The organism is Enterobacter sp. WI-ESBL-E8, from assembly GCF_053364895.1.
Genome location: NZ_JBRWXJ010000001.1, coordinates 3,717,874 through 3,740,866, shown reverse-complemented (window position 1 = coordinate 3,740,866; position 22,993 = coordinate 3,717,874). Strand labels below are relative to the sequence as shown.

Sequence of the window (22,993 nt, the reverse complement as noted above, 5' to 3'; positions counted from 1 at the left end):
CCCAGGATAAGAGATTAAATTATGAGCAACATTATTAAGCAACTTGAACAAGAGCAGATGAAGCAGGACGTACCTTCCTTCCGTCCAGGTGACACCGTGGAAGTGAAAGTATGGGTTGTTGAAGGTTCCAAAAAACGTCTGCAGGCATTCGAGGGCGTGGTTATCGCTATTCGTAACCGCGGTCTGCACTCTGCATTCACTGTTCGTAAAATTTCCAACGGCGAAGGTGTTGAGCGTGTCTTCCAGACTCACTCTCCGGTAGTTGACAGCATTGCTGTTAAACGTCGTGGTGCTGTACGTAAAGCTAAACTGTACTACCTGCGTGAGCGTACTGGTAAGTCTGCTCGTATTAAAGAGCGTCTGAACTAAGATTCGCTTAAGCGACATCCTGTTAGAAAGGGCTGGCCGAAAGGCTGGCCCTTTTTTTATCCCATCGCACCTCTCGCGTTAACTCTTTCGTCATAAATCATTTACAATGCTTGCCTCTTGAGGGGAGGGGAAGTGGATAACGTACTGCATCAGCATAACCGGAAACGCGCAGCGGCCTTGACCGCGCTGTTTGCGATCCTGCTGATCGTAGTGGCGCCGCTTATCTCCGTCTCGCTGCAGAAAGATCCCATGAGCGCCATGCCGGGCATGCACCATGACATGAGCATGATGTCGATGGATGAGCATCAGGGTGATATGCCCCACACGATGCCCGTCGACCATGCGGAAGCGTGCGGCTACTGCGTGCTGTTAGCACATGTTCCTGGCGTGATGCTGGCGCTGATCGTCCTGCTCAGCGTAGTGCTGCAGAGGCTTCGCGTTAAGCCGTCGCGTCAGGCGGTCAGCCACTGGCACTTTTTCCCCTGGCTTTACCCTGATACCCGCGCGCCGCCGCGGCAGTCTGCTTTTTACCTTTAAAAAATATCGATAACTTTTTGCCTTAAAAAGGAAAAGTATGACTACCTGCACTCCGCGCGCGGCATGGGGAAACCTGCTGCGTCGCCTCCATTTCTATATTGGGCTGTTTGTCGGCCCGTTTATCTTCTTCGCCGCGCTGACCGGAACGCTGTATGTGGCGACCCCGCAGCTGGAGAATGCGCTCTACCGGCATGCGCTCCACGCGGACTCCGTGGGCGAGCCGCAGCCTCTGGCGGAGCAAATTGCCGTGGCGGAAAAAGCCGTTGGACAAGATTTGCGTTTGTACGCCGTTCGTCCGGGGCTGGTTGAAGGCGAAACCACCCGCGTGATGTTCACTGACCCGGCGCTTGGGCCATCGGAGAACCGGGCTATCTTTGTGGATCCGGTAAGCCTGTCGGTGCTGGGGGATATGACGGTGTACGGCACCAGCGGGATTTTACCGCTGCGTCAGACCATTGATTACCTGCATACGTCCCTGATGCTGGGCGACGTTGGTCGTCTCTATAGCGAACTGGCTGCCTCGTGGATGTGGGTTGCCGCGCTGGGGGGAGTTGCTCTGTGGTTTTATACCCGACCAAAACGGCGGATCAACAATCGCTTCCAGAACCGGCGTCGCGTGCACGTGGCGCTGGGCTGGACTCTGCTGGGCGGAATGCTGTTGTTCTCAGCAACCGGGCTGACCTGGTCGCAGTGGGCTGGCGGGAACGTTGACAGGCTGCGGGCTGAGATGAACTGGCTAACCCCGCAGGTGAACACGACGCTTTCCGGCCAACATGAGAGCGTGGATGAACATGCCGAACACCGTGGCCATCACGGTGGAATGATGATGCCGGAAATGGCGATGGATCTGACGCAGTTTGATGGGGTGTTAAGCGCTGCGCGTAAAGCGGGAATTGATGCCAGCAAGCTGGAGATGCGCCCGGCGACAACGGCGGATCGCGCCTGGACCGTGACGGAAATCGATCGTAGCTGGCCGACTCAGGTGGATGCGGTTGCGGTCGATCCCACGACGATGCAGGTCCTGGACAGAACCCGGTTCGAGGATTTCCCGCTAATGGCAAAACTGACCCGCTGGGGCGTGGATTTCCATATGGGGATCTTATTCGGGCTGGTGAATCAGCTTCTGCTCGTGGCCTTCGGCCTTGCCCTGTGCGTGCTCATTATCTGGGGCTACCGGATGTGGTGGATGCGTCGGCCAGCACAATCGGCAGTGAATCCGGTGCAGACGCTTTGCCAGAGCTGGCTGGCGCTGTCGGGATGGGGAAGAGGCGTGACGGCGATGGTTAGCCTGCTGCTGGGGCTGGCCTTGCCCGTTATGGGCGTGAGTCTGGCGCTGTTTGTGATGGTGGACTGGATGCGCTGGCGAGCGGCAACAGGAGTGTCGCTCGCCGAAACATCCGCTAAATAAGCCTATGGCGTGCTGATAACCACTGCGACGCGACGGTTTTCAGCGCGCCCTTGCGGGGTACCGTTGCTCGCAACCGGGTATTTTTGACCTAATCCCCGCGTGGTGAGATTGCTGCGCGGGATATTCGCTCCCTTCGCCCAGGCGTCGGCTACGGCATTGGCGCGTTTTAACGACAGCGCTTCGTTGTAGCTGGCTTCACCATAATTATCCGTGTGACCGTCCATTCGCGCGTGGTTCAGGCCGGTTTCCGCCAGGCGAGAGGCCATGGATTGAATCTGCGTTTCACTTTCCGGGCGCAGTCTGGCGTCATTTTTATCAAAGAGGATGGTGTCCGACATACCAAGCGACCAGTCACCGTTCAGTTCGTTAAAACCGTAAGACTTCATCGCCGCAATTTGCTCTGGAGTGAATTTGCCTTCAGGCGGAGACTGACAGCCTGCCAGAACCAGTGAGGCCAGTACTAACGGCGCGAAGTATCGTTTTAACATAGTGTATCCTTTCTAACTTATTGTTTTCGTACGCTGGTTTTTGACCTGGTACATATTGCGGTCGGCCCTCTCCAGTAATGCTTCCACGGAAGCATTTTCCCACGCCAGAGCAAAGCCAATGCTGAGTGACATTGATGCTTTTTGTCCGTTATGAAGATCAAACGGGCGGATAAACTGCTGCGACAGCGCAGCACAAATGTGTTGAACCTCAAGCTCAGAGTGTACGCCGTAGAGCACCATGGCAAATTCATCACCGCCAAGGCGATAGGACTGATGACGTTTGTCGCCAAACTCCATCATCCTGCTGGCCACTTCAATCAGTACGCAGTCACCTGCCGCGTGTCCCCAGGTGTCATTGATAAACTTAAAGTTATCACCGTCGAGGAAGAGCAGGGCCGAGTTTGTTTTGGCAGAAGGGTCGTTCATTAAGGCCGCAATGCTGTTACGAAATGCAGCGCGGTTGGCAAGACCGGTGAGCGGGTCGTGCATGGCGGTACGCAACAGCTGGGCGTTTTTCGCCTGGAGTTTCAGCTGCCACTCTTCCATCTCATCCAGAAGGCTGTTGAAGTCTTCACCAAACTGGTGAAATTCTTCGATACGGCCGTCTTTCACCCGGCGGGAGAAGTTGCGGTTAGTGCGTACGTCATGCACGACGTCGGTAATGTTTTGCAGAGCCGTTACCATGCCGCGATGTAAAGACTGGGTAATGGTGAGCGCGACGACGGTCGCAAAAAGAATGCAGCCGGTAAGCACGGCAAACGACATCCAGATGAAATGACTGATGAGACTGTCGCGTGCGGTAAGGCGGATTTCGCCGATCATCGTGCCGTTATGCATGATGGGCTGCGCAATAGGTACGGGGAAAAGCCAGCGGCTGACCAGCGCGCCCAGCGTGTCGTTGTTATCCTCCGGGTTCCAGGACCAGTAGGCAAACCGCTTCTTATGGGCGTTGATAACCTCAGCCACGGCAAACTGGCCCTGTTTGCCCAAGGCTGCAAGCGTTTCGTTGGCTGCCAGCGAATCGTTGAAAACCAGCGAGGCTTCCAGGCTGTGGCTCATTGTTGCGCCGGTTAATTCAAGATTCTTTTGCGCATATTGTTTTAACGTCACGACGGAGGCAAAACAGAGCAATAGCCATATTAACGTCATGGTTATGATGACGCTTATCATACTGTTTCGCCTCAACGTTCTTTTAAACGTCGGACGTGACGTTGAAATGAAATCTTTATCCATGCTGCTTATTCCGTGCAAGCATTAATACATCCGGATTGACTCTTACGCCACTGCGCGTCAATGCATCCAGGTTAACGGAGAACCGTACCTGGCCGCGATCGATTATCAGGCAAAAGGCACTGCCAATTGCACATTCCGGATTTTGCTCTGAGATTAATAGCAATGCTTTGCCCTGATATTGGCTTATTAATTCAAGTTGTTTTGCCGGTGATTCAGAACCGAAATATATCGCATCGCACGTCGCGGCCAGGGCTTCCCGATCGTTACGTACAATAACGGGAGTATAAGGTAACTCGCTATGTCCTTCGTCGCTGATGAGGGCGTGCGTATAGTGAGAAGTGGCATAGACGCAGAGTTTAGGCTGCCCGGAAAGCGACGGCCATCGCGTATAGCTCACAATGCCTGAGACAATCGAGCGTACCGATTTATCCGTTTCCGTGAGCGTGCCAGCCGTCGCTGGGCCCACCATAAGAAACAGCATTAGTACCAGAGTGAGTCGGAACAAAGAGATCAAGAATAAATTTCTCACCAGAATCCGCCACATCGCTCCGGAAATAGATGTCCTTAAGAGTTGTGGGCAGAATACCATTGTTTATCAGAGCCGTCATTATGTCAGAAATAGCATCAGGTCGACCTAAGCTAAATCCTACAGTTGCTTATTTTCCGGGGGATAAAAACAGACTTAATTTAGTCTGCTGGAACGCATACTTTCATCCATTCCTTCTTGCCATGACGCATGCAGTTTTGCTGCATTTTCAGCAGTATCGCAACTGGCAGGAAAAGATTTTCCCGCTAACCCCCAGGCGTGAATAAATCCTTCTTCGCAGACTTTTTTCTGACCATCGGCGTAGCCTCGAAGATATTCACTACGATCAACGTGTGGGTCGTTAAAACTATCGGACAGAGTCTGGTTATCTTTAACCGGCAGGCCGTTCATGGCGTCTTCTTTACCTGCGTCAAACCAGGATGGACTGGTCCAGTCGGGCTGGAAGGTATAAGGATTGATCTGGCAGCCCGATAAAAACAGCGACAACAGCGCGAGAGCAATTGGACGCATAGCCATTCTCCTTTTTTCTTCAGCATAGCCTGGCTAAAGAAAACGTGTGTGTAATTTAAAGTTTACGTTTTTATCGCCTGTTTTTTGCAATAAATTGGCTTCTGTAAACTAATGTGTACGTATTTTGGATTGAAATGTTTACTTTTTATGGTATCGTGGTGTCACCTCTTTGAGGAAAACAACTATCGCAAACGAGCTTTACAGGATCGCCATCATGCAAAAAGACGCGCTGAACAACGTACATATCACTGACGAACAGGTTTTAATCACTCCGGACCAGCTGAAAGCGGAATTTCCGCTGAGCGTCGCGCAGGAAGCTCAGATCGAGCATTCGCGCCAGACCATTTCTGACATTATCGCCGGCCGCGATCCGCGTCTGCTGGTGGTATGTGGACCTTGCTCGATTCACGATCCAGAAACCGCCATTGAGTATGCTCGTCGATTTAAAGCATTAGCGGAGGAGGTCAGCGATAGCCTCTATCTGGTGATGCGCGTCTATTTTGAGAAGCCACGTACGACCGTTGGCTGGAAAGGGTTGATTAACGATCCGCACATGGATGGCTCGTTTGATGTGGAAGCAGGGCTGAAGATTGCGCGTCGACTGCTGGTGGAACTAGTCAGCATGGGGCTGCCGCTGGCAACCGAAGCGCTGGACCCGAACAGTCCGCAATACCTGGGCGATCTGTTCAGCTGGTCCGCAATTGGCGCGCGTACCACGGAATCACAAACCCACCGCGAGATGGCGTCGGGCCTGTCGATGCCGGTTGGCTTTAAAAACGGTACCGATGGCAGCCTGGCGACGGCGATCAACGCCATGCGCGCTGCCGCCATGCCGCACCGCTTTGTCGGTATTAACCAGGCAGGCCAGGTGTGTCTCCTGCAAACGCAGGGCAACCCGGACGGTCATGTGATTCTGCGCGGCGGTAAAGCTCCCAACTACAGCCCGGCGGACGTAGCCCAGTGCGAAAAAGAGATGGAGCAGGCGGGACTGCGCCCGGCACTGATGGTAGATTGCAGTCATGGTAATTCGAATAAAGATTACCGTCGCCAGCCTGCGGTTGCGGAATCCGTGGTCGCCCAGATCAAAGATGGCAACCGTTCGATTATCGGTCTGATGATTGAGAGCAATATTCATGAAGGCAATCAATCATCTGAACAACCGCGCAGCGCAATGAAGCATGGCGTATCCGTGACGGATGCCTGCATCAGCTGGGAAACCACCGATGCCCTGCTGCGTGAGATCCATAAAGATTTAAACGGCCAGCTGGCGACGCGTCTGGCTTAAGAGGTTAGTTATGGTTGCTGAATTGACCGCGTTACGCGATCAAATTGATGAAGTAGATAAGGCGCTGCTGGACCTGCTGGCGCGCCGCATGGCACTGGTTGCCGAAGTCGGTGAGGTGAAAAGCAAATATGGCCTGCCGATTTACGTCCCGGAGCGCGAAGCTTCAATGCTGGCCTCCCGTCGTAAAGAGGCACAGGCGCTGGGGGTTTCGCCGGATTTGATTGAAGATGTCCTGCGTCGCGTAATGCGGGAATCCTATTCCAGCGAAAACGACAAGGGCTTCAAAACCCTTTGTCCGTCCCTACGTCCGGTGGTGATTGTCGGCGGGGCAGGGCAGATGGGGCGTCTGTTTGAAAAAATGCTGACGCTTTCTGGCTATCAGGTACGCATTCTGGAAAAAGAAGACTGGGCGCAGGCACCGGAACTGATGAAAGATGCAGGGATGGTTATCGTTAGCGTGCCGATCCACGTGACGGAGCAGATCATCGGGAAGCTTCCCCCTTTACCGAAAGATTGCATCCTGGTTGACCTGGCCTCCGTCAAAAATGGTCCGCTACAGGCGATGCTGGCGGCGCATACCGGTCCGGTGCTGGGTCTGCACCCTATGTTTGGCCCGGACAGCGGCAGCCTGGCAAAACAGGTGGTGGTTTACTGTGACGGCCGTCAGCCGGAAGCCTATCAGTGGTTCCTGGAACAGATTCAGGTCTGGGGCGCGCGGCTGCACCGCATCAGCGCGGTCGAGCACGATCAGAACATGGCCTTCATTCAGGCGCTGCGCCACTTCGCGACGTTTGCCTACGGTCTGCATCTGGCGGAAGAGAACGTGCAGCTTGAACAGCTGCTGGCGCTCTCTTCACCTATTTATCGTCTGGAGCTGGCGATGGTCGGGCGTCTGTTTGCGCAGGATCCGCAGCTGTACGCGGATATTATCATGTCGTCCGAAAACAACCTGGCGCTCATCAAGCGCTACTATCAGCGGTTTGGTGAAGCCATTACGCTGCTGGAGCACGGAGACAAGCAGGCGTTTATCGACAGCTTCCGCAAGGTCGAACACTGGTTTGGCGATTACGCGCAGCGTTTCCAGAGCGAGAGCCGCACGCTGTTGCGCCAGGCAAATGACAGTCGCCAGTAATGCGATGATGTATATACTGAAAGCCAGCATTGCTGGCTTTTTTCATTTTGGGGAACTGTCATGGCTGAACTGCAGCTGCTGTTAAATTACACCGGGCATCTGCCTGAATGCCCGACGTGGAGCGCAGAAGAGCGCGCACTCTACTGGGCCGATATCCTGGAAGGGGAAATCCACCGATACCATCTGCCGACGGCGGAACACACAGTGCTCTCTTTCCATGAGGAGGTAGGCTGTTTCGCGCTGCGCGAGCGCGGCGGGTTTATCGTCGCCATGCGCAGCGGCATCTGGCTTGCCGATAAGCATGGCCTCCTGCAGCGCAAGGTGTGTGATAACCCCTCTAACCCGCAGCTGGCGCGTTTTAACGATGGGGGAACCGACAGTCAGGGGCGCTTCTATGCCGGGACCTTCTGGGGGCCGGGGGATTACAACGGCGCGCTGCTGATGCGTATCAATAACGATCTGACGCCGAAAGTGATCCAGTGCGATATTCACGGGCACAATGGCTTAGCGTTTAGCCCGGAGAACCAGTGGATGTTTACCTCCGACACGCCAAACGGCGTGATTTACCGTACCCCGCTTGATGAGCAGGGTGAGCCGGGCAGGCGCGAGGTGTTTCGTCAGTTTAAAGAGGGCGAGGGGATACCGGACGGCGCGGCAATGGATGTGGAGGGCTGCTACTGGAGCGCGCTGTTTGACGGCTGGCGTATCGCGCGTTTTTCTCCAGAAGGGGAACAGCTGGAAGAGTATGAAATGCCGGTACGTTGCCCGACGATGGTCTGTTTTGGCGGCGATGATATGAAAACGCTGTTCATTACGACGACGCGGGAAAATATGGATGCGGAGGAGGTGGCGAAGTATCCGCTCTCCGGCGCCATCTTCACCCTGCCCGTGAGCGTGGCAGGGGTGAAGAAAAGCCGCTTTATCGAACGTTAGCTCGGGTCGACCGGCACGACGTTTTCGCTCGGATAGCAGCCCAGCACTTTCATGGAGCGGGTGATTTCGCCCAGCTCGCGCAGGGCTTTCTGCATGGAAGCAGACTCCAGGTTGGCCTGGATATCGAGATAAAACATCTCTTCCCATGGATTACCGTGGATCGGACGTGATTCCAGCCTGGTCATGATCAGGTTGTGGTTACGCAGCACCAGCAGGGCTTCAACCAGCGCGCCGGCCTGCTGCCCGGTCGCCATCAGCAGCGTGGTTTTGGCCGGTACCTGGTCTGAAACGTTGATGGCCTTGCGGGCCAGCACCACGAAGCGGGTAATATTTTGCGTCTGGTTTGCCAGGTTGCGCTCCAGCACCTGTAAACCATACAGCGCGCCGCCCGCTTCGCTGCCGAGCGCAGCAACGGTTGGGGAGTTAGCCTGCGCCACTTTTTCCATCGCCGCCGAGGTGCTTTCGGTGTACTCAATTTTCCAGTTCGGATAGCGGTTCAGGAACTGGCTGCACTGCTGGAACGGCTGTGGATGACTGTAAACCGTTTCGATCTTGCTCAGGTCCGTTGAGCCGGAGACCAGCACGCAGTGATCGATAGGGATTGTCAGCTCACCAACCAGCGAAAGAGTGGTGTGCTGCAGCAAATCGTAGACGTCGTTGATGGCGCCGGAGCTGGTGTTTTCAATCGGCACCACGGCGTAATCCGCCTGGCCGGTCTCGACCTGGTTGAAAATATCGGCGAATTTTGCACAGCCGCTCTCAATAAATTCTTCGAAATGGCGTGCGGCATACTGACGTGCGGCCAGGTGAGAATAAGAGCCCTTTGGCCCAAGGAAAGCGACACGTGCAGAGTGTGGATTGGTTTTGTTCAGATGCTGCTGGAGCAGCGCTTGCTGGGTCAGAACGGAGTCTTCAATGATGAGCTGGAACAACCGGGTGATGTAGTGGGCATCGAGGTGATGCGCTTTACCGAGCTGAATGAGACGTTCCAGCAGATCGCGCTCGCGGTCAATATCACGGACCGGGCGATGGGAGTCCAGCTTGGCTTTGCCCACTTCAACGGCAAGGGCTCGGCGTTCGGCCAGCAGCGCCAGCAGTTTCTCGTCCAGCGCGCTGATTTTTACTCGCAGATCCAGTAACGGGTTTTCCGGTGTCATAGTGTTGCCTGTCTCATTTTATCGTTATCAATAAAAAAGGCCCCCCGGTGTGGGAGGCCTTGTTGTTCGTCTTCGCATTCTTTATCACACGACGAAACGCCTCCCGTTCAGGGGAAGGTAAAAAAGAATGCGAAGAAGAACGGCGTAAGTTTCATAAAGTCATCCTGTGATTGATACCGTTAAAGTACCCGTACTGTTTTCACCCTGTCAATAAAAAACAAAAAACGCGCCCGAAGGCGCGTTGGCGGTACACTCAATTTAAAGGATTACTCTTCTTCAACTTCTTCCGCGAAGCTGGCGTCTTTCACCGATGTTGTGGCGCGACGGGCTTCACCTTTGTGTTGCACTTTATTGAGCTGCCGTTCCAGCTTGTTGATCAAATCGTTAATTGCGGTGTACATATCCTCATGTTTTGCGCTGGCGACCAGATGGCCGTTTGGAGTATTGATAGTTGCGTCAGCGATGAAACCCTGCGGCTCCTTGGACAGGATGATATGTGGATTAATCAAATGAGTTTGCCATTTATCCAGTTTGGCGAGACGGTCTGCGACGTGCTGGCGAATTGCCGGAGTAATTTCCATTTGTTTACTGGTAATGTTCATTGTCATAAATTTTACCTCTTGTCTTTCCGTCTTGGTGATTCCAGCATACCCGACCTAATGTCAAAATGTGTGATTTAGATCACGTTATTTTGTCGGTTTTTGTCAGGGAATCTTTTTTGTGAGGCAGGGCAGGAAGAGGTGAGATTTACCTTGTGGAAGGCAAAAATTGGGGCCATAGTTGACTGGATGTGTTGGGGCTAACGCGCTTTAGCGACGCTCGGAAACGAATAAAAAAACGGCAGCCTTCGGGCTGCCGTTTTACATTGAGGCAATATCAGGTGTTGCTGCTGTTGGCGGCGATGATTTTCGCCACTTTATCAGCCTGAGCAGTCATCTGCATCTGACGGTAGGCATTTTCCATCAGCTTCAGGCCGTCGCGCGTTGCCTGGGTGTCCGGATAGTCACGCAGCATACCCTCTACGCGGTTAACCACGGCAACCCATGCACCACGGCGGGTATAGTATTCCGCCACGGAGTATTCATATTTCGCCAGACGGTCTTTCAGGAACACCAGACGTTTGGTCGCGTCGGTCACGTACTGACTGTTCGGATAGCCGCGCACCAGTTTGGAGAAGTCATTGAAGGCATCACGCGCGTGCTGCGGATCACGGTCGGAACGATCCACGCCGAAGAAGCCCTGCAGAGCACTGTCGTCCAGCGCCATGTTGGTGAGGCCGCGCATGTACATCACATAGTCGATGTTAGGATGAGTCGGGTTCAGACGCATGAAACGATCGATGGTTGCCTGAGCCAGCGGCAGATCGGCATTTTTATAGTATGCGTAGATAAGATCTAACTGTACCTGCTGCGAATACGGACCAAATGGATAGCGATTATCCAACGCTTCCAGTTGCGTTATCGCCTGTTTCCAGTTACCGTCCTGCAACTTTTGTTGTGCAGTCGCATAGATTTCATTCGGCGGATTGTCAGGGACCTGTTCATTTGAACCGGAGCAGCCCACCAAAGCCAGGCTCAACGTGGCCGCTGCCACCAGATATTTCATGCGCGTCATGACGTTTTGACTTTCCTCAAATGTTTGTCCGGGAGAAACTCTGTTCCTGCTCCCGATTAAGACCAGCTACAATAGCACACTATATTAAACGGCAAAGCCGTAAAACCCAACGTTAAACGAAGAAGCAGTTTATGGCACAACGAGTAGAACTCACCGCAACAGTCTCCGAAAATCAGCTCGGTCAACGCTTAGATCAGGCTTTGGCCGAATTGTTCCCTGATTATTCGCGTTCACGCATAAAAGAATGGATCCTTGACCAGCGCGTGCTGGTAAACGGCAAGATCTGGGACAAACCAAAAGAGAAAGTGTTAGGCGGGGAAGCTGTCGCCATCAATGCTGAAATCGAAGAGGAAATCCGCTTCGAGCCGCAGGATATCCCGCTGGACATCGTCTATGAAGATGATGACATTCTGGTGATCAACAAGCCGCGCGACCTGGTTGTTCATCCGGGGGCGGGGAACCCTGACGGTACGGTACTTAACGCACTTCTCCATTATTACCCGCCTATCGCGGATGTCCCGCGCGCGGGCATCGTACACCGTCTGGATAAAGACACCACCGGTCTGATGGTGGTCGCGAAGACCGTTCCTGCTCAGACTCGTCTGGTGGAATCGCTGCAGCTGCGCGAAATTACCCGTGAGTATGAAGCGGTAGCCATTGGCCATATGACCTCTGGCGGTACGGTGGAAGAGCCAATCAGCCGTCACCCAACCAAACGTACCCATATGTCGGTGCATCCGATGGGTAAACCGGCGGTGACGCACTATCGCATTATGGAGCACTTCCGCATTCATACGCGTCTGCGCCTGCGTCTGGAAACCGGGCGTACTCACCAGATCCGTGTGCATATGGCTCACATTACCCATCCGCTGGTGGGGGATCAGGTCTACGGTGGTCGTCCACGTCCGCCTAAAGGCGCATCGGATGAGTTCATCAGCGTTTTGCGTAAATTCGATCGTCAGGCACTGCACGCGACTATGCTGCGCCTTTACCACCCGATCACCGGTATTCAGATGGAGTGGCACGCGCCTATCCCGCAGGATATGGTGGACCTTATTGAGGCGATGCGTGCTGATTTCGAAGAACATAAGGATCAAGTGGACTGGTTATGACCAAACTGATTGTCCCGGAGTGGCCATTGCCCGAAGGCGTGGCTGCCTGTAGTTCAACCCGTATTGGCGGCGTGAGCCAGGGTGCGTGGGAGTCTTTGAATCTCGGCGCACACTGTGGCGACAACCTGGAGCATGTTGAAGAGAACCGCAGGCGTCTGTTTGCTGCGGGGAACTTGCCGTCGAAGCCGGTCTGGCTGGAACAGGTTCACGGTAACACGGTGCTGAAGTTGACGGGGGAACCCTACGCTTCTAAACGCGCCGATGCCTCCTACAGTAATACTCCGGGAACGGTTTGTGCCGTAATGACCGCCGATTGTCTGCCGGTTCTGTTTTGTAACCGTTCAGGTACCGAGGTTGCAGCAGCCCATGCGGGCTGGCGTGGTCTATGTGAAGGCGTGCTGGAAGAGACGGTCGCCTGCTTTAACGACGAGCCCGCCAATATCATGGCCTGGCTTGGCCCGGCAATTGGTCCTCGTGCTTTTGAAGTGGGCCCAGAGGTTCGCGACGCCTTTATGGAAAAAGATCCGCAAGCCGTGGAAGCCTTCCTGCCTTCCGGGGATAAATATCTGGCCGATATCTACCAGCTCGCTCGCCAGCGTTTGAATAACGTGGGCGTAACGCAGATCTCCGGTGGCGATCGCTGTACCTTCACCGAAAAGGGTGATTTTTTCTCCTATCGCCGCGACAAGACGACGGGTCGTATGGCAAGTTTTATTTGGCTGATATAACCTAAAGAATCAAGACGATCCGGCACGTGCCGTTTTCTTTTCACATAATTCAGGTCATTAACCTTGAATAATTGAGGGATGACCTCATTTAATCTCCAGTAGCAAATTTGACCTGTTATGGGAGGAGTTATGCGTCTGGATCGTCTTACTAATAAATTCCAGCTTGCTCTCGCCGATGCCCAGTCCCTCGCACTGGGGCACGACAACCAATTTATCGAACCTCTTCATTTAATGAGCGCCTTGCTGAATCAGGAAGGGGGATCGGTACGTCCTTTATTAACGTCCGCTGGCATTAATGCTGGCCAGTTACGCACCGCTATCGATCAGGCGCTGAGCCGTTTACCGCAGGTCGAAGGGACCGGCGGTGACGTTCAGCCGTCGCAGGATCTGGTGCGGGTGCTGAACCTTTGCGACAAGCTGGCGCAAAAACGTGGGGACAACTTTATTTCGTCAGAGCTGTTTGTTCTGGCGGCGCTTGAATCACGCGGTACCTTGACCGACCTGCTGAAATCTGCTGGTGCAACCACCGCCAATGTGACTCAGGCGATTGAGAAAATGCGCGGAGGTGAAAGCGTGAATGATCAGGGAGCCGAAGACCAACGTCAGGCTTTGAAGAAATTTACGGTCGATCTGACCGAACGAGCTGAACAGGGCAAACTTGACCCGGTGATCGGCCGTGACGAAGAGATTCGTCGTACTATTCAGGTACTGCAACGTCGTACTAAGAACAACCCGGTACTGATTGGTGAGCCGGGTGTCGGTAAAACCGCCATTGTTGAAGGCCTGGCGCAGCGTATCGTGAACGGTGAAGTGCCGGAAGGTCTGAAAGGACGCCGCGTACTAGCGCTGGATATGGGCGCGCTGGTGGCCGGTGCGAAATACCGCGGGGAGTTCGAAGAGCGTCTGAAAGGCGTGCTTAACGACCTGGCGAAGCAGGAAGGCAACGTCATTCTGTTCATCGACGAACTGCACACCATGGTCGGTGCCGGTAAAGCGGACGGCGCGATGGACGCCGGGAACATGCTGAAACCTGCGCTGGCGCGAGGTGAGCTTCACTGCGTTGGTGCCACTACGCTGGACGAGTACCGTCAGTACATTGAGAAAGATGCTGCGCTGGAACGCCGTTTCCAGAAAGTGTTTGTTGCTGAGCCAAGCGTTGAAGACACCATCGCAATTTTGCGTGGCCTGAAAGAGCGCTATGAACTGCACCACCATGTGCAGATCACTGACCCGGCCATCGTTGCGGCCGCGACGCTTTCGCATCGTTATATCGCGGACCGTCAGCTGCCAGATAAAGCCATCGACCTGATTGATGAGGCGGCATCGAGCATTCGTATGCAGATTGACTCGAAGCCGGAAGAACTGGACAGGCTCGACCGACGTATTATTCAGCTCAAGCTGGAACAGCAGGCGCTGAAGAAAGAGTCTGATGAAGCCAGTAAGAAACGGCTGGATATGCTCAATGAAGAACTGGACGATAAAGAGCGCCAGTATTCTGAGTTAGAAGAAGAGTGGAAAGCCGAGAAAGCATCCCTTTCTGGCACTCAGACCATTAAGGCCGAACTTGAACAGGCAAAAATTGCCATTGAGCAGGCTCGACGCGTGGGCGATCTGGCGCGAATGTCAGAGCTGCAGTACGGCAAAATACCTGAGCTGGAAAAACAGCTTGAGATTGCGACGCAATCGGAAGGTAAAACGATGCGTCTGTTACGTAATAAAGTGACGGATGCCGAAATCGCTGAAGTGCTTGCCCGCTGGACCGGTATTCCCGTGGCGCGCATGCTGGAAGGCGAGCGTGAAAAACTGCTGCGCATGGAGCAGGATCTCCACAATCGCGTAATTGGTCAGAACGAAGCGGTTGAGGCCGTATCCAACGCCATTCGTCGTAGCCGCGCGGGGTTGTCCGATCCGAATCGCCCGATTGGTTCGTTCCTGTTCCTGGGGCCGACCGGTGTTGGTAAAACCGAGCTGTGCAAAGCGCTAGCTAACTTTATGTTCGACAGCGACGATGCGATGGTGCGTATCGACATGTCGGAGTTTATGGAGAAACACTCCGTCTCGCGTCTGGTCGGTGCGCCTCCGGGATACGTCGGTTATGAGGAAGGGGGTTATCTGACTGAAGCGGTGCGCCGTCGTCCTTATTCCGTCATCCTGCTGGATGAGGTGGAAAAAGCGCATCCGGATGTGTTCAACATTCTGCTTCAGGTTCTGGATGATGGCCGCCTGACCGACGGGCAGGGGAGAACGGTCGACTTCCGTAATACGGTTGTCATTATGACCTCGAACCTGGGTTCCGATTTGATTCAGGAACGTTTCGGCGAACTGGACTATAGCCATATGAAGGATCTGGTGCTCGGTGTGGTCAGCCAAAACTTCCGTCCGGAGTTCATCAACCGTATTGATGAAGTGGTGGTCTTCCATCCTCTGGGTGAGAAACACATTGCGTCGATTGCGCAGATCCAGCTGCAGCGTCTGTATAAACGTCTGGAAGAGCGTGGATATGAAATTCACATCTCCGACGATGCGCTGAAGCTGCTGAGCGAGAATGGTTACGACCCGGTGTACGGGGCGCGTCCATTAAAACGCGCTATCCAGCAGCAGATCGAAAACCCGCTGGCGCAGCAGATCCTCTCCGGAGAGTTGATTCCAGGCAAAGTTATCCGTCTGGAAGCCAACGACGATCGCATTGTGGCAGTGCAGTAAGTCACAAAACGCAAAAACGAGCCGCTTGCGGCTCGTTTTTGTTTAAAAACCAGGCGAAAATTGAGGTCTGGAGTAAGGTTTGCCTGGAAAGTGAGCAGTCAGTAAATAATTTTCACTTTACCCTTGCAGGTTCGGAATAACTCCCTATAATGCGCCTCCACTGACACGGAACAACGGCACACACGCCGCCGGGTCAGCAGAGAAAAGCGAAAATAAACGCTTGACTCTGAAGCGGGAAAGCGTAATATGCACACCCCGCGCCGCAGCGAAAAGCGAAGCGGCACTGCTCTTTAACAATTTATCAGACAATCTGTGTGGGCACTCAAAGTGACATGGATTCTTAATGTCTTCGGACAATAAATGAATACCAAGTCTCTGAGTGAACATACGTAATTCATTACGAAGTTTAATTCACGAGCATCAAACTTAAATTGAAGAGTTTGATCATGGCTCAGATTGAACGCTGGCGGCAGGCCTAACACATGCAAGTCGAGCGGTAGCACAGAGAGCTTGCTCTCGGGTGACGAGCGGCGGACGGGTGAGTAATGTCTGGGAAACTGCCTGATGGAGGGGGATAACTACTGGAAACGGTAGCTAATACCGCATAATGTCGCAAGACCAAAGAGGGGGACCTTCGGGCCTCTTGCCATCAGATGTGCCCAGATGGGATTAGCTAGTAGGTGGGGTAACGGCTCACCTAGGCGACGATCCCTAGCTGGTCTGAGAGGATGACCAGCCACACTGGAACTGAGACACGGTCCAGACTCCTACGGGAGGCAGCAGTGGGGAATATTGCACAATGGGCGCAAGCCTGATGCAGCCATGCCGCGTGTATGAAGAAGGCCTTCGGGTTGTAAAGTACTTTCAGCGGGGAGGAAGGCGATAAGGTTAATAACCTTGTCGATTGACGTTACCCGCAGAAGAAGCACCGGCTAACTCCGTGCCAGCAGCCGCGGTAATACGGAGGGTGCAAGCGTTAATCGGAATTACTGGGCGTAAAGCGCACGCAGGCGGTCTGTCAAGTCGGATGTGAAATCCCCGGGCTCAACCTGGGAACTGCATTCGAAACTGGCAGGCTAGAGTCTTGTAGAGGGGGGTAGAATTCCAGGTGTAGCGGTGAAATGCGTAGAGATCTGGAGGAATACCGGTGGCGAAGGCGGCCCCCTGGACAAAGACTGACGCTCAGGTGCGAAAGCGTGGGGAGCAAACAGGATTAGATACCCTGGTAGTCCACGCCGTAAACGATGTCGACTTGGAGGTTGTGCCCTTGAGGCGTGGCTTCCGGAGCTAACGCGTTAAGTCGACCGCCTGGGGAGTACGGCCGCAAGGTTAAAACTCAAATGAATTGACGGGGGCCCGCACAAGCGGTGGAGCATGTGGTTTAATTCGATGCAACGCGAAGAACCTTACCTACTCTTGACATCCAGAGAACTTAGCAGAGATGCTTTGGTGCCTTCGGGAACTCTGAGACAGGTGCTGCATGGCTGTCGTCAGCTCGTGTTGTGAAATGTTGGGTTAAGTCCCGCAACGAGCGCAACCCTTATCCTTTGTTGCCAGCGGTTCGGCCGGGAACTCAAAGGAGACTGCCAGTGATAAACTGGAGGAAGGTGGGGATGACGTCAAGTCATCATGGCCCTTACGAGTAGGGCTACACACGTGCTACAATGGCGCATACAAAGAGAAGCGACCTCGCGAGAGCAAGCGGACCTCATAAAGTGCGTCGTAGTCCGGATTGGAGTCTGCAACTCGACTCCATGAAGTCGGAATCGCTAGTAATCGTAGATCAGAATGCTACGGTGAATACGTTCCCGGGCCTTGTACACACCGCCCGTCACACCATGGGAGTGGGTTGCAAAAGAAGTAGGTAGCTTAACCTTCGGGAGGGCGCTTACCACTTTGTGATTCATGACTGGGGTGAAGTCGTAACAAGGTAACCGTAGGGGAACCTGCGGTTGGATCACCTCCTTACCTTAAAGAACCTGCCTTTGTAGTGCTCACACAGATTGTCTGATGAAAAGTAAATAGCAAGGCGTCTTGCGATTGAGACTTCAGTGTCCCCTTCGTCTAGAGGCCCAGGACACCGCCCTTTCACGGCGGTAACAGGGGTTCGAATCCCCTAGGGGACGCCACTTGCTGGTTCGTGAGTGAAAGTCACCTGCCTTAATATCTCAAAACTCATCTTCGGGTGACGTTTGAGATATTTGCTCTTTAAAAATCTGGATCAAGCTGAAAATTGAAACGACACACATGTTATGTGTGTTCGAGTCTCTCAAATTTTCGCAAGTCGACGGTGAATCGAAAGAAACATCTTCGGGTTGTGAGGTTAAGCGACTAAGCGTACACGGTGGATGCCCTGGCAGTCAGAGGCGATGAAGGACGTGCTAATCTGCGAAAAGCGCCGGCGAGGTGATATGAACCTTTGACCCGGCGATGTCCGAATGGGGAAACCCAGTGCAATTCGTTGCACTATCGTTAACTGAATACATAGGTTAACGAGGCGAACCGGGGGAACTGAAACATCTAAGTACCCCGAGGAAAAGAAATCAACCGAGATTCCCCCAGTAGCGGCGAGCGAACGGGGAGCAGCCCAGAGTCTGAATCAGCTTGTGTGTTAGTGGAACGGTCTGGAAAGTCCGGCGATACAGGGTGACAGCCCCGTACACGAAAGCACACAGGCTGTGAACTCGAAGAGTAGGGCGGGACACGTGGTATCCTGTCTGAATATGGGGGGACCATCCTCCAAGGCTAAATACTCCTGACTGACCGATAGTGAACCAGTACCGTGAGGGAAAGGCGAAAAGAACCCCGGCGAGGGGAGTGAAAAAGAACCTGAAACCGTGTACGTACAAGCAGTGGGAGCACCTTCGTGGTGTGACTGCGTACCTTTTGTATAATGGGTCAGCGACTTATATTCTGTAGCAAGGTTAACCGTATAGGGGAGCCGAAGGGAAACCGAGTCTTAACTGGGCGTTAAGTTGCAGGGTATAGACCCGAAACCCGGTGATCTAGCCATGGGCAGGTTGAAGGTTGGGTAACACTAACTGGAGGACCGAACCGACTAATGTTGAAAAATTAGCGGATGACTTGTGGCTGGGGGTGAAAGGCCAATCAAACCGGGAGATAGCTGGTTCTCCCCGAAAGCTATTTAGGTAGCGCCTCGTGAATTCATCTTCGGGGGTAGAGCACTGTTTCGGCTAGGGGGCCATCCCGGCTTACCAACCCGATGCAAACTACGAATACCGAAGAATGTTATCACGGGAGACACACGGCGGGTGCTAACGTCCGTCGTGAAGAGGGAAACAACCCAGACCGCCAGCTAAGGTCCCAAAGTCATGGTTAAGTGGGAAACGATGTGGGAAGGCACAGACAGCCAGGATGTTGGCTTAGAAGCAGCCATCATTTAAAGAAAGCGTAATAGCTCACTGGTCGAGTCGGCCTGCGCGGAAGATGTAACGGGGCTAAACCATGCACCGAAGCTGCGGCAGCGACGCTTATGCGTTGTTGGGTAGGGGAGCGTTCTGTAAGCCGTTGAAGGTGTGCTGTGAGGCATGCTGGAGGTATCAGAAGTGCGAATGCTGACATAAGTAACGATAAAGCGGGTGAAAAGCCCGCTCGCCGGAAGACCAAGGGTTCCTGTCCAACGTTAATCGGGGCAGGGTGAGTCGACCCCTAAGGCGAGGCCGAAAGGCGTAGTCGATGGGAAACAGGTTAATATTCCTGTACTTGGTGTTACTGCGAAGGGGGGACGGAGAAGGCTATGTTAGCCGGGCGACGGTTGTCCCGGTTTAAGCATGTAGGCGGAACGATTAGGTAAATCCGGTCGTTTATTAACGCTGAGGTGTGATGACGAGGCACTACGGTGCTGAAGTAACAAATGCCCTGCTTCCAGGAAAAGCCTCTAAGCATCAGGTAACATCAAATCGTACCCCAAACCGACACAGGTGGTCAGGTAGAGAATACCAAGGCGCTTGAGAGAACTCGGGTGAAGGAACTAGGCAAAATGGTGCCGTAACTTCGGGAGAAGGCACGCTGATATGTAGGTGAAGCCCCTGCGGGTGGAGCTGAAATCAGTCGAAGATACCAGCTGGCTGCAACTGTTTATTAAAAACACAGCACTGTGCAAACACGAAAGTGGACGTATACGGTGTGACGCCTGCCCGGTGCCGGAAGGTTAATTGATGGGGTTAGCGGCAACGCGAAGCTCTTGATCGAAGCCCCGGTAAACGGCGGCCGTAACTATAACGGTCCTAAGGTAGCGAAATTCCTTGTCGGGTAAGTTCCGACCTGCACGAATGGCGTAATGATGGCCAGGCTGTCTCCACCCGAGACTCAGTGAAATTGAACTCGCTGTGAAGATGCAGTGTACCCGCGGCAAGACGGAAAGACCCCGTGAACCTTTACTATAGCTTGACACTGAACACTGGTCCTTGATGTGTAGGATAGGTGGGAGGCTTTGAAGCGTGGACGCCAGTCTGCGTGGAGCCGCCCTTGAAATACCACCCTTTAATGGCTGGTGTTCTAACGTAGACCCGTAATCCGGGTTGCGGACAGTGTCTGGTGGGTAGTTTGACTGGGGCGGTCTCCTCCCAAAGAGTAACGGAGGAGCACGAAGGTTAGCTAATCCTGGTCGGACATCAGGAGGTTAGTGCAATGGCATAAGCTAGCTTGACTGCGAGAGTGACGGCTCGAGCAGGTGCGAAAGCAGGTCATAGTGATCCGGTGGTTCTGAATGGAAGGGCCATCGCTCAACGGATAAAAGGTACTCCGGGGATAACAGGCTGATACCGCCCAAGAGTTCATATCGACGGCGGTGTTTGGCACCTCGATGTCGGCTCATCACATCCTGGGGCTGAAGTAGGTCCCAAGGGTATGGCTGTTCGCCATTTAAAGTGGTACGCGAGCTGGGTTTAGAACGTCGTGAGACAGTTCGGTCCCTATCTGCCGTGGGCGCTGGAGAATTGAGGGGGGCTGCTCCTAGTACGAGAGGACCGGAGTGGACGCATCACTGGTGTTCGGGTTGTCATGCCAATGGCACTGCCCGGTAGCTAAATGCGGAAAAGATAAGTGCTGAAAGCATCTAAGCACGAAACTTGCCCCGAGATGAGTTCTCCCTGACCCTTTAAGGGTCCTGAAGGAACGTTGAAGACTACGACGTTGATAGGTCGGGTGTGTAAGCGCAGCGATGCGTTGAGCTAACCGATACTAATGAACCGTGAGGCTTAACCTTACAACGCCGAAGGTGTTTTGGCGAAGAGACACGATATTTTCAGCTGATACAGATTAACAGAATTTGCCTGGCGGCTTTAGCGCGGTGGTCCCACCTGACCCCATGCCGAACTCAGAAGTGAAACGCCGTAGCGCCGATGGTAGTGTGGGGTCTCCCCATGTGAGAGTAGGGAACTGCCAGGCATCAATTAGAAGAACCCCGTACCGAAAGGTGCGGGGTTTTTTGCTTTGTGCTTACCCAATCTGGCCTTTCTCTTAATCCCTTATCCTGCTAATGGAATATGTGATCTTTGTCTCAATGTTGTTTATAACAAAATTATAACATTTCATTTACGAGGTAATTGAGTCTACTGGCTCAATACGCCGCAGTTTATGGCAGGAGCATAATCACAATGACAGAAAGCATTACATCAAACGGGACGCTGGCTAACAGTGATACCCGAAGAAGGGTATGGGCAATCGTCAGCGCCTCTTCAGGGAATCTGGTTGAATGGTTCGACTTTTACGTCTACTCATTCTGTTCACTCTACTTCGCACATATCTTCTTCCCCTCAGGCAATACCACGACACAACTTCTTCAAACGGCAGGCGTATTTGCCGCAGGATTCTTGATGAGACCCATCGGCGGATGGTTATTCGGCCGCATTGCGGATCGTCGCGGGCGTAAGGCCTCTATGCTGATCTCGGTTTGTATGATGTGCTTTGGCTCTCTGGTGATCGCCTGCTTGCCGGGATATGAATCGATTGGCACCTGGGCACCCGCGTTACTGCTACTGGCCCGCTTATTCCAGGGATTATCGGTAGGTGGCGAATACGGTACCAGCGCGACTTACATGAGTGAGATTGCGCTGGAAGGGCGTAAAGGCTTTTACGCCTCGTTCCAGTACGTCACGCTTATTGGTGGTCAGTTGCTGGCCATTCTTGTGGTGGTGATCCTGCAGCAGATCCTGACGGATGAACAACTTCATGCCTGGGGATGGCGGATCCCTTTCGCGATGGGGGCCGTGCTGGCGATCGTCGCGCTTTGGCTACGCCGTCAGCTGGATGAAACCTCTCAGAAAGAGGTCAGGACGCTGAAGGAAGCGGGAACATTCAAGGGATTATGGCGTAACCGCAAAGCTTTCCTGATGGTGCTGGGCTTCACTGCAGGTGGTTCTCTCAGTTTCTATACTTTCACCACCTATATGCAAAAGTACCTGGTGAACACCACCGGAATGCACGCCAACGTCGCCAGCGTTGTCATGACCGTGGCGCTATTTGTCTTTATGCTCATACAGCCGATCGTCGGTGCGCTCTCGGACAAAATTGGCCGACGTACCTCGATGCTTATTTTTGGCGGATTGTCGGCGCTCTGTACCGTGCCTATTTTGACTGCGCTTCAGCATGTCTCCTCACCGTATGCAGCATTTGCGCTGGTCATGCTGGCGATGGTGATTGTCAGTTTCTATACCTCTATCAGCGGGATATTGAAGGCCGAAATGTTCCCGGCGCAGGTACGTGCTTTAGGCGTCGGGCTCTCTTATGCGGTAGCCAACGCGTTGTTTGGCGGATCGGCAGAGTACGTTGCGTTGTCTCTTAAATCGTGGGGAAGTGAAACGACATTCTTCTGGTACGTGACGGTAATGGGAGCCCTTGCTTTCATTGTCTCTCTGATGCTGCATCGCAAGGGTAAAGGTATTCGTCTTTAGTAATGCGCCATCTGCCACACGGCATAGCCGGTCGTAGCGCCAGCGACATCCCAGGCAAAATCTTTCCAGCTCCAGCCGCTCCCTGCGGGGCGGCTATCCCACAGCTCTTTTGATGCCCCAAGACCGACTGAGAACATCAACCCTATAGCCGCGCTACGGTCCCGGCTATACCCCTGATGCTGCGCATATTCATTACCGGCTGCGGACACCATCGCGGAGGCGAGGAAATGTTGTGCTTTATCCTGTCCGGACCAGCTGTCGTTGGCCATATGGCTACAGCCACTCAGAAAGAGGACGCTCAGTAATAAAGGAATGCGCATCAA

General features: G+C 53.6%; 19 protein-coding genes, 1 tRNA gene, 3 rRNA genes and 1 other annotated feature. Of the genes, 14 read left to right on the top strand and 9 right to left on the bottom strand.

Going from position 1 to position 22,993, the window contains the following annotated elements:
- The first annotated feature begins 21 nt into the window (after positions 1-21).
- The 3 genes from rplS to ACWHWP_RS17650 all read left to right on the top strand — a co-directional run bounded on the left by rplS (position 22) and on the right by ACWHWP_RS17650 (position 2,314).
- Positions 22-369, top strand: a complete 348-nt coding sequence (gene rplS, locus ACWHWP_RS17660; protein ID WP_002914145.1) for a 50S ribosomal protein L19 — start codon at positions 22-24, stop codon at positions 367-369.
- 132 nt (positions 370-501) lie between these two features.
- Positions 502-906 (top strand): DUF2946 domain-containing protein, encoded by a 405-nt coding sequence (locus ACWHWP_RS17655; RefSeq protein WP_447856090.1) that lies wholly within the window; start codon positions 502-504, stop codon positions 904-906.
- A 37-nt stretch (positions 907-943) separates the two neighbouring features.
- Complete coding sequence (locus ACWHWP_RS17650) at positions 944-2,314, top strand: PepSY-associated TM helix domain-containing protein (RefSeq protein WP_447856089.1); 1,371 nt, start codon at positions 944-946, stop codon at positions 2,312-2,314.
- A gap of 2 nt (positions 2,315-2,316) precedes the next feature.
- Here ACWHWP_RS17650 and ACWHWP_RS17645 read toward each other — a convergent pair whose 3' ends face one another.
- The 4 genes from ACWHWP_RS17645 to ACWHWP_RS17630 all read right to left on the bottom strand — a co-directional run bounded on the left by ACWHWP_RS17645 (position 2,317) and on the right by ACWHWP_RS17630 (position 5,092).
- Entirely contained in the window at positions 2,317-2,802 is a 486-nt protein-coding gene (locus ACWHWP_RS17645) for an OmpA family protein (RefSeq protein ID WP_447856088.1), read from the bottom strand.
- A gap of 12 nt (positions 2,803-2,814) precedes the next feature.
- Entirely contained in the window at positions 2,815-4,035 is a 1,221-nt protein-coding gene (dgcN, locus tag ACWHWP_RS17640; RefSeq protein ID WP_059312516.1) for a diguanylate cyclase DgcN, read from the bottom strand.
- Positions 4,028-4,564 (bottom strand): YfiR family protein, encoded by a 537-nt coding sequence (locus tag ACWHWP_RS17635; protein ID WP_173829304.1) that lies wholly within the window; start codon positions 4,562-4,564, stop codon positions 4,028-4,030. The genes dgcN and ACWHWP_RS17635 overlap by 8 nt, the downstream gene beginning before the upstream one ends.
- 153 nt (positions 4,565-4,717) lie before the next feature.
- The gene (locus ACWHWP_RS17630) at positions 4,718-5,092 is read right to left on the bottom strand and encodes a DUF2799 domain-containing protein (protein ID WP_059312518.1); all 375 of its coding nucleotides are present in this window, start codon (positions 5,090-5,092) and stop codon (positions 4,718-4,720) included.
- Positions 5,093-5,306: 214 nt separating this feature from the next.
- Between ACWHWP_RS17630 and aroF the strand changes: the two genes are divergently transcribed.
- From aroF to ACWHWP_RS17615, 3 genes are read left to right on the top strand one after another with little or no spacing between them, the layout of a single operon-like run.
- A complete protein-coding gene (gene aroF / locus ACWHWP_RS17625) occupies positions 5,307-6,377 on the top strand; it encodes a 3-deoxy-7-phosphoheptulonate synthase AroF (RefSeq protein ID WP_014832942.1) in 1,071 nt (356 codons plus the stop codon).
- A gap of 10 nt (positions 6,378-6,387) precedes the next feature.
- Complete coding sequence (gene tyrA / locus ACWHWP_RS17620) at positions 6,388-7,509, top strand: bifunctional chorismate mutase/prephenate dehydrogenase (RefSeq protein WP_025759253.1); 1,122 nt, start codon at positions 6,388-6,390, stop codon at positions 7,507-7,509.
- 60 nt (positions 7,510-7,569) lie between these two features.
- Positions 7,570-8,442 carry an SMP-30/gluconolactonase/LRE family protein gene (locus ACWHWP_RS17615; protein WP_447856087.1) on the top strand — a complete coding sequence of 291 codons (873 nt, stop codon included), beginning with the start codon at positions 7,570-7,572 and terminating at the stop codon, positions 8,440-8,442.
- On the opposite strand, the gene pheA is transcribed toward ACWHWP_RS17615, so the two are convergent.
- From pheA to bamD, 4 genes are all read right to left on the bottom strand, one after another.
- A complete protein-coding gene (gene pheA / locus ACWHWP_RS17610; protein WP_059312521.1) occupies positions 8,439-9,599 on the bottom strand; it encodes a bifunctional chorismate mutase/prephenate dehydratase in 1,161 nt (386 codons plus the stop codon). The genes ACWHWP_RS17615 and pheA overlap by 4 nt on opposite strands.
- 30 nt (positions 9,600-9,629) lie before the next feature.
- Positions 9,630-9,755 (bottom strand) — a sequence feature (Phe leader region).
- The gene (pheL, locus tag ACWHWP_RS17605) at positions 9,707-9,754 is read right to left on the bottom strand and encodes a pheA operon leader peptide PheL (RefSeq protein ID WP_100249759.1); all 48 of its coding nucleotides are present in this window, start codon (positions 9,752-9,754) and stop codon (positions 9,707-9,709) included. It overlaps the preceding feature by 48 nt.
- Before the next feature lie 110 nt (positions 9,756-9,865).
- On the bottom strand, positions 9,866-10,207 hold the full coding sequence (gene raiA / locus ACWHWP_RS17600) for a ribosome-associated translation inhibitor RaiA (protein WP_008502470.1): 342 nt from the start codon (positions 10,205-10,207) through the stop codon (positions 9,866-9,868).
- A gap of 268 nt (positions 10,208-10,475) precedes the next feature.
- Positions 10,476-11,213, bottom strand: a complete 738-nt coding sequence (gene bamD / locus ACWHWP_RS17595) for an outer membrane protein assembly factor BamD (protein WP_013098339.1) — start codon at positions 11,211-11,213, stop codon at positions 10,476-10,478.
- A 131-nt stretch (positions 11,214-11,344) separates the two neighbouring features.
- Between bamD and rluD the strand changes: the two genes are divergently transcribed.
- The 8 genes from rluD (at position 11,345) to ACWHWP_RS17555 (ending at position 22,670) form a co-directional block, all read left to right on the top strand.
- Positions 11,345-12,325: a 23S rRNA pseudouridine(1911/1915/1917) synthase RluD gene (gene rluD, locus ACWHWP_RS17590; protein ID WP_059312522.1), complete on the top strand. Its 981-nt coding sequence runs from the start codon at positions 11,345-11,347 to the stop codon at positions 12,323-12,325.
- On the top strand, positions 12,322-13,053 hold the full coding sequence (gene yfiH, locus ACWHWP_RS17585) for a purine nucleoside phosphorylase YfiH (protein WP_447856086.1): 732 nt from the start codon (positions 12,322-12,324) through the stop codon (positions 13,051-13,053). The genes rluD and yfiH overlap by 4 nt, the downstream gene beginning before the upstream one ends.
- A 129-nt stretch (positions 13,054-13,182) precedes the next feature.
- Positions 13,183-15,756 carry an ATP-dependent chaperone ClpB gene (gene clpB, locus ACWHWP_RS17580; protein ID WP_059312524.1) on the top strand — a complete coding sequence of 858 codons (2,574 nt, stop codon included), beginning with the start codon at positions 13,183-13,185 and terminating at the stop codon, positions 15,754-15,756.
- A gap of 428 nt (positions 15,757-16,184) precedes the next feature.
- A 16S ribosomal RNA gene (locus ACWHWP_RS17575) occupies positions 16,185-17,724 on the top strand.
- 85 nt (positions 17,725-17,809) lie between these two features.
- Positions 17,810-17,885 (top strand) — tRNA-Glu (locus tag ACWHWP_RS17570).
- A gap of 192 nt (positions 17,886-18,077) precedes the next feature.
- Positions 18,078-20,983 (top strand): 23S ribosomal RNA (locus ACWHWP_RS17565).
- Between the two features lie 66 nt (positions 20,984-21,049).
- Positions 21,050-21,165: ribosomal RNA gene (rrf, locus tag ACWHWP_RS17560) — 5S ribosomal RNA — on the top strand.
- The 16S, 23S and 5S rRNA genes sit together here with 1 tRNA gene alongside, the layout of an rRNA operon.
- A 209-nt stretch (positions 21,166-21,374) precedes the next feature.
- Positions 21,375-22,670: an MFS transporter gene (locus tag ACWHWP_RS17555; protein WP_059312558.1), complete on the top strand. Its 1,296-nt coding sequence runs from the start codon at positions 21,375-21,377 to the stop codon at positions 22,668-22,670.
- On the opposite strand, the gene ACWHWP_RS17550 is transcribed toward ACWHWP_RS17555, so the two are convergent.
- A complete protein-coding gene (locus ACWHWP_RS17550) occupies positions 22,667-22,990 on the bottom strand; it encodes a YfiM family lipoprotein (RefSeq protein WP_059312559.1) in 324 nt (107 codons plus the stop codon). The two genes, ACWHWP_RS17555 and ACWHWP_RS17550, sit on opposite strands and share 4 nt — an antisense overlap.
- Positions 22,991-22,993: the final 3 nt, after the last annotated feature.